We start from the raw sequence: 7,059 nt of genomic DNA, 5'->3' as shown, positions 1-7,059 counted from the left end.
TATATGAACTGGCTGTTAATGTATTGGCCGATAGGTAAAGTGTGTTGTAGGTTTTTACATTCATGAAGTTGATGGCGCTCAGGTCCAGATCTATTTTCCATTTTTCTATTCTGAATTTTGCATCAGCATCAGCAAAAAAGTATTTCAGATCGGGATTGCCTTGCTGGCGGGTGAAATAATGCTCGCCCGATAGTTTGAATTGTAAATAGGTTGTTGGATCATAATTGAACGAAGCTTGCTGAAGCAGCTGGTTAATATGATAAGCCGAGGCTTCCGCTGCCGAATGGGTGTGTATTTGGGTAAAGGTTGCCTTATAACTGAAGTTGACCTGCTCGTTCACTTTGGTATTGGTGCCTGCATTAAGTGTTTGGGAGGTAGTACTGAAAGGCAGCAGCGCATTATTCTGGATCTGCACCGATTTGTTACTTTGCCATTGTACGCCTCCGCTAAAAGTGGTTTTTAATGCAAAGGAATATTTGCTGATGGTGCCGTTCACCGTCCACGAATCGGTACTGTTTGGGTATGGCAGCACAATACGTTGCCGCAGGCTGTTGGTGATCACATCCGAAGCAATATTATTGGAAGCGATATGATTATAAAGAACGTTCATACTGGCAAAAAACAATGTTAACGCCTTCCGGTAATTGAACCCAAGGGCTGCCAGTTGATTTTGCCGCTCGGTAAGATTGGCATTATTGGCGTAAAGTGTCCGGTAATCTTTCAGGATATAGCCCTGGTATATATCCTCTATGGTGCCCGTTTCGTTGCGGTAACTGTAAAGGAAGGTAAGGTAGTTCTCGAGCCCGGTTTGGTATTTTACTCTTAACTGCGGGTTGAAATACAACCTTGTTAAACTTTTTTTCAAGGAATACAGACTGTCCGAGTAGTCGATCCGCTGCAAGCTTAACGGTAGGGTCAGGTTCACTTTGAGGATACTGCCCGGCAGGTCGTAAGCGGCTTCGGCATATAGTTTTTTCCTGGTCCAGTTTAAATGGTTGATGGAGCTGTCTGATGCGAGGGTGACCGTGTTATCAGCCTGCGCAACGTTCAGATCAGATGTTAAAGTTTGTGATTGAACACTGAACCCCGTTTTGAAACTCTGGGTAATAAGGGTTGAAGGTATTTTGAAAGAGATATAGTTATTGGTGAACCAGGTGGGCACATTCACATTTTGTACCAACTGAGCGTAGGGTATACCGTTATTAAATATCGCATTGTTATAATCCGGTTCAATTGCCCTGCTCTCCGGTTCGGCCGAGTGACTGATATAAGAATAAGCCTGGATAATATTGTTCGATCTTAAAGATCTGATCAGGTTAAATTCATTGGAAAAACTTAGTGCATTATCCCTGAATACCTGGTTCACCATAGTGCCATTGGTGTTCAGGTTGGAGTAATTGGTCGACCGGTTATTATCCATCAGCAGTACATCATTCAGGTAATATTTATCCTGGTTAACGTTCAGCGTAAATTGGGTATGCCATATATCCGGACGGAAGCGGTTACGTTGTGTTTCATTATAGCGTACTGTGTCGCCAGGCAAAAAAATAGTGGTGTTTTGGCTATAATCCTGCCTACGCGTATCGTGCAGATAATAGACGTTGATCTTCATCTGCACGTTCTTTTTAAAGTTGACCAGGTTATTGAGGTTGAGGATGCCTGAGCGGTTGAACAAATACCGGTCGCGCGATAAGGCCGGATCATTCACGGAACCAAGTGACAGCATAGTGGCAGGCACATCGTTGTCTATCCGCTGCATATAATCGGCGAAATTGTGCGATACCAGGTCCTCCTGGAGATCGTTACCCGTGTTATTGCCTTTGAGATAATTAATGGCCTTGTATTTATCCTTAAACATCATGGCATTCAAATCCACATCATAATTGCCCGGCAAACCAGCGCCGACGCTCTCCTGCCCAACCATCTGTAATTTGGCGCCTTTCTTGAAGCTGAGATTGAGGGCCACATCATCGCTCATTACTTTATTCTGGAGTACCTTAACAGGCTGATGATTTTCGATCACCTGCACCTGGTCAACCACGCCCTGCGGAATGGTGCTTGTAGCGATATTGTATTTATCATCCAGTAGGTTATCGCCACCGATGTACAGGTTGGAGATGGGTTTATTGTTATAGCTGATCCTGCCATCGGAGGCAACGGTTATACCTGGTAGCTTCTTGATCACATCGCCGATCACCCTGTCCTGTATGCTGCTAAAATCCGATACTTTATAGCTCAAGGTATCGCCGTTTGTCCGCAGTACCGGCCGGCTGCTTTTGATCACTACCGCCTGTAATTGGTTGATAGAAACCGATAAAATAAAATCGACAGGGGCCTGTAAATTCGTAATGCTTTTGCTCTGGTTTTTATAGCCTATGCAACGCACCTCGATCATTAGGCCGCTCACCGGCGTGTTAGCCGGGAGTGGCAAAGTATAAGAGCCTTTGATATCTGTAACCGTATAGCTAACGATGCCATTGGTAGCAGTGTTTTTCAGGTTAATGCTGGTATAAGGCACGGCTTTACCGGTACTGTCCTTTACGGTCCCCTTGATACTTTGACCAAAGCACAAGGCCGAAAACAGCAAGGCTATAGCCAACAAGCAGGCAGATTTTATAAACCGGCTCATTTCTTTTCAGGTAACTCTATCGGGTTATTGATTACAGGCGGCGGACCTATCCTGATATCGATTTTTGGTGCCGGCCGTCCCTGGCTCGCGGCTTGTGCTGCAGCCATCGACTGGGCAAAGGCGTTTGGGTCTTTGCGCATAGCCTCCTGCAGTTTGGCAAACTCCTTTTCGTTAGTTTTGATAGCATTAGTGGGGACCTGGATGATGTTAGGATCGCCGGCCTGGTCGTCCATACCTATCATGACGACCATTCTCCCTTGGTTATCCGGGGCCGGGCCTGCTGCCTGTGTGTCCTTTTGAGAGGAGAAGACCGCCTTTTCAACCCCGTCGAACTTAAAATCAACTTCTTTTTTAGCATCATAAGCCTCCACAATTACTCCCGGCAAGCCATTGAGTTTCCAGGGGCCAATATGCAGCGGCAGATCAGGACTGAACCATGCTGTATAATCCCTTCCCTTGAAATGGGCTGTTGCTTTTTGGCAATGCAAACCACCAAACGTTGCTGTATCGCCGCTTATTTTCCAGTCGATAGCGGGCAAAGCATCTGTTATGAGATAACTATTGAACAGCAGCGGTTCTTTTCGCGCCAATTTTTTTCCATTCGGGAACTGGTAATATTCTGTACCTGAACCAGAGGCTCTCCGCTGGATGTTTACCCGCCCATCGGCCGAGTTTGCCATTTGTTCCTGCACCTGTTTCTTGAACAGCGCATCCTGCAACCGCTTATCATAGCTTTTGTAAGCCCCGGCGGTTTTGCCTACAATCAAAATCATGTTTTCGGTGTAAGGGTGCTCGCGGTTGGTAGTATCCCTGATATGGGAAAATTTGTAGTGCACCAGTAATTGAGCGGTATCAGGGCTTTGCGCCCGGGCAATTACAACGCATGATAAAATGGCTGCACATAATAAAAAATGCTTTTTCATAATTTCGGATATTTTTAAGCAATAGTACTTTGCGCTTTAAACCCGCCGAAAACTTTGTTACGAACACCGTATTCATTTCGATGTACAATGGATATTTGTTATTTGAGCTTCTGCCAAAAACAAATTGATGACAGCCTTAAGCCCGGATTTCAAAAAATGCCCTTTTACCTGCCAAATCATTATATTAACATCAATTATTTATGAATGAACCGGGCTTAATATACCTTTGACAAATGCGCCGTATCAAAGCCAAACATATCATTGAGATACTGATCCACCTGGCATTTTGGATAGGGGTGTATTATACCCTTACCTCGTTGACAGGCTCAAACGTACGGGTACGGATAACTCAAAACGGCAGGGTGATGGAAAAGAGCCAGATCGATACCATTTTTCCGTATTCGCGCATTACACTTGCTTTTTTGGCCCTGCTGTTTTACGGCAATATATTCTGGATCTTTAAAAAAGTGCTCCGTTATAAAAACTTAGTTGCGGGCATAGCTATGGCGGCCGGGTGGTTTATACTGGTTTTCATGGCCAATTATATTTTCGTTGTATCTAAATTAAGCAATAACCTTCCTGCCGTGCCCCCGCTTCCTGGTTTCGCTGCAGACGGGGGTGGTAATATTCATCTTATAGATGGCCGTAATGTAATTTTCGCGATGGAGAACTGGGTACATATGCAGCTCACCATGCTGCTCATCTTTTTAACTACTGTAGGGCTTTCGGTAGCCTATTTCTTTTTGAAGGAATGGGCGCGAAATGAACTGGTGCGTAACCAACTGGAGGCATATCAATTGAGTACCGAGATCAAATTCCTTAAATCGCAGATCAATCCGCATTTCCTGTTCAATACACTTAATAACCTGTTTTCGATGGCCCAGGAAAAGGGGAATGATGAACTTGCCGACGGGATCTCCAAACTTTCGGGCATGATGAGGTATATGATCTATGACAGTAATGCCAACGGTGTACCGCTGAACAAAGAGATAGCATACCTGGAAGATTGCATCACCCTGAACAAACTGCGTTATGCCGATGATGAAGTAAAAGTGCTATTTGACCACCCTGCACAAACCGGAAATGCAGCCATCGCCCCGATGTTGTTTATTCCTTTTGTAGAAAATGCCTTTAAGCACGGCGTTTCTATCGGCCAAACATCTGATATCAATATAGCCATTGTACTTTCAGCCCACAGGTTGATGTTTACCTGCATTAACCCGAAATATAGTGCTATCAAAAAAATGGAGGACGAGAAAAGCGGCATCGGGCTCGAAAATGTAAAGCGACGGCTTGACCTGCTGTACCCGGGCAAGCATAACCTGCAGATAAGTGAAGATGAAGGGAAATATATTGTTAAACTTGAAATTGACCTGGAATGATAAGCTGTATTGCCATTGATGATGAGCCGAAGGCGCTTGAAGTAATAGAGCGTTATTGCCACAAAACCAGCCTGGTTGATCTGAAAGCTACTTTCCGCGAACCGGTGAAGGCGATTGAGTTCCTGAACCGTGAAAAGGTGGATCTCATTTTCCTGGATATTAATATGCCCGAGATCAGCGGGATGCAGCTGGTGCAAACCCTGTCGCCAAGGCCGATGATCATTTTTACTACAGCCTACAGCCATTATGCTGTGGAAAGCTATGACCTGAACGCCCTCGATTACTTATTGAAACCTATCACTTTTGAGCGCTTTCTTGCAGCGATAAATAAAGCTACGGGTGTACAGCCTTCAAAAAATGGTGTAAGCAAAGAAGACGATCCCATCGTATTCATTAAAAGCGGACCGCAAACTTACCCGGTTAAGGTGAGCGAGATTTTATACCTGGAAAAGGATGGTAACTATATCACCGTTCACCTGAAAGACAGAAAGATCCTGATCCGCGAAAATATGGGAGATATTTTCGACCTGGTGCCGGCGGCGGATTTTTTACGTGTGCACAAATCATACGTGGTGGCCATCAAGCATATCACGATGATCGAAATACATCAGCTGGTTATTAACGGTGAAAAGATCCCGATAGGCAGCACTTACCGGGATCTTTTGCGCAATAGACTGGGGTTGAAATGATATGGCCTATTTTTTATCCGTCGCGCGGCTTCATCTAAAACCGGACAGCTAAATGTTCGGTTTTGTTACAATATCTATATGGATAGGTAGGTAATATTTTATATATCAGCATGTTGTGAATTTGGAACATGGATTGAGCCACGCATACTAATTGAAAACGTATACTTTCCATATTAGCTTCTACGATCTGGCCTTTTTGGGAGCTTTTTTCCTTGGGATGGGCTTTGCCGCGCTTTTATGGTTCGCCAGAAAAACAAATAGGTCGGCAAACCGATTTTTGGCCGTGGTGCTGGCCATTGCCGCTTTGTGGATAGCCAGGATCTTGGCCATTGATATCCGGCTGGAAACTTACATTCCCTATTGGAGCCGGCTGCCGATGCGGTTTTTGCTGGCATTTGGCCCCCTGAATTTCTTTTATGTACTTAGACAGACCCTCCCTCTATATAAATTCCGGATTAAGGACCTGCTACATTTCATTCCGGTATTGCTTGAATTGGGCATTCATCTATTGGAAGTCAATGAAAGTATCAGAACGGGTGCAACAACCTATGAAACGCTGATCTTTCGGCAGCTAAATCCTGCATTGCATTTAATGGCTTTTATTTCCATTATTATCTACCTGTATTTATCTCACCGTCTGATAGAAAACTTTTATCAGCGCATTAAATTTAACCAGGGCGACAGGTATAGGTATGAGATGAGGTGGCTGCATCATTTGTTAGCCGGCTTCGGTCTTCTGTGGCTGTTCTGGGTGTTGTTTACAGCTACAGACTATTTTTATTATCACCATGAGTTGGGGATCCATGCCTATTATCCGTTGTATCTTCTTTTAATGATCCTGACTATCCGGACGGCGTCTATTGCTTTTTTAAGACCAGAAGTCAGCTTGCCGGCAGTTGCACCTGCGTTTTTAAAAACGGCCCCTCCACAGGAGTTAAAGGATAAGGGCATCTGGCTAAAGAAAGTCCTGAAAGCTAACCTGTATTACCTGGATCCGGAGCTTAATTTACGCTCGTTGGCTGAAAAACTTAGTCTGTATCCTAATGAGTTATCGAGGATCATTAATACAGTACTTAAAAAAAGCTTTAGTGATTTCATTAATGAATATCGCGTAGTGGAGGTAAGCCGAAAAATGCAGGATCCCGCTTATGATCACATAACCCTGCTTGGCATAGCATTTGAATCTGGCTTTAATTCGAAAACCACTTTTAACCGTACTTTTAAACAGATGACCGGTAAAAGCCCGGCAGAATATAAATCCGAACTGAAAAAAGAGCGACCATATTATAATTTGGAGCGCAACGCCCGTTTTGCGACAGTAATTTCGAACCAGGAAGCGGCTCCAAAGTGGACCGCTGAGAAATCTAACCGCAAATTTATGTTCAAGAATTACTTCAAAATTGCCTGGCGTAACCTGATGCGCAATAAAAGCTATG

At 44.3% G+C, this 7,059-nt stretch carries 5 protein-coding genes; 3 read left to right on the top strand and 2 right to left on the bottom strand.

Going from position 1 to position 7,059, the window contains the following annotated elements:
* Together VF500_RS28120 and VF500_RS28115 are read right to left on the bottom strand one after the other, a co-directional pair.
* Nucleotides 1-2,629, bottom strand: a 2,629-nt coding sequence (locus tag VF500_RS28120) for a carboxypeptidase regulatory-like domain-containing protein (RefSeq protein WP_330862836.1), incomplete at its 3' end; no start/stop codon positions are given.
* Nucleotides 2,626-3,552: a GLPGLI family protein gene (locus VF500_RS28115; RefSeq protein ID WP_330862835.1), complete on the bottom strand. Its 927-nt coding sequence runs from the start codon at nucleotides 3,550-3,552 to the stop codon at nucleotides 2,626-2,628. The genes VF500_RS28115 and VF500_RS28120, both read right to left, overlap by 4 nt.
* A 233-nt stretch (nucleotides 3,553-3,785) precedes the next feature.
* Between VF500_RS28115 and VF500_RS28110 the strand changes: the two genes are divergently transcribed.
* The 3 genes from VF500_RS28110 to VF500_RS28100 form a co-directional block, all read left to right on the top strand.
* The gene (locus VF500_RS28110; RefSeq protein ID WP_330862834.1) at nucleotides 3,786-4,934 is read left to right on the top strand and encodes a sensor histidine kinase; all 1,149 of its coding nucleotides are present in this window, start codon (nucleotides 3,786-3,788) and stop codon (nucleotides 4,932-4,934) included.
* Nucleotides 4,931-5,623: a LytTR family DNA-binding domain-containing protein gene (locus tag VF500_RS28105; protein WP_330862833.1), complete on the top strand. Its 693-nt coding sequence runs from the start codon at nucleotides 4,931-4,933 to the stop codon at nucleotides 5,621-5,623. The genes VF500_RS28110 and VF500_RS28105 overlap by 4 nt, the downstream gene beginning before the upstream one ends.
* A gap of 151 nt (nucleotides 5,624-5,774) precedes the next feature.
* The coding region (locus VF500_RS28100) for a helix-turn-helix domain-containing protein (RefSeq protein ID WP_330862832.1) at nucleotides 5,775-7,059 on the top strand (1,285 nt) is incomplete at its 3' end.

Origin of the sequence: Mucilaginibacter sp., assembly GCF_036383575.1 — a bacterium.
Classification (GTDB): Bacteria; Bacteroidota; Bacteroidia; order Sphingobacteriales; family Sphingobacteriaceae; genus Mucilaginibacter.
This window is presented reverse-complemented; position numbering and strand designations above follow the sequence as displayed.

Bases quoted from the DNA above. Each gene is read 5' to 3' on its own strand.
- VF500_RS28115 (WP_330862835.1), bottom strand. From the start codon at position 3,552: ATGAAAAAGCATTTTTTATTATGTGCAGCCATTTTATCATGCGTTGTA.
- VF500_RS28110 (WP_330862834.1), top strand. From the start codon at position 3,786: ATGCGCCGTATCAAAGCCAAACATATCATTGAGATACTGATCCACCTG.
- VF500_RS28105 (WP_330862833.1), top strand. From the start codon at position 4,931: ATGATAAGCTGTATTGCCATTGATGATGAGCCGAAGGCGCTTGAAGTA.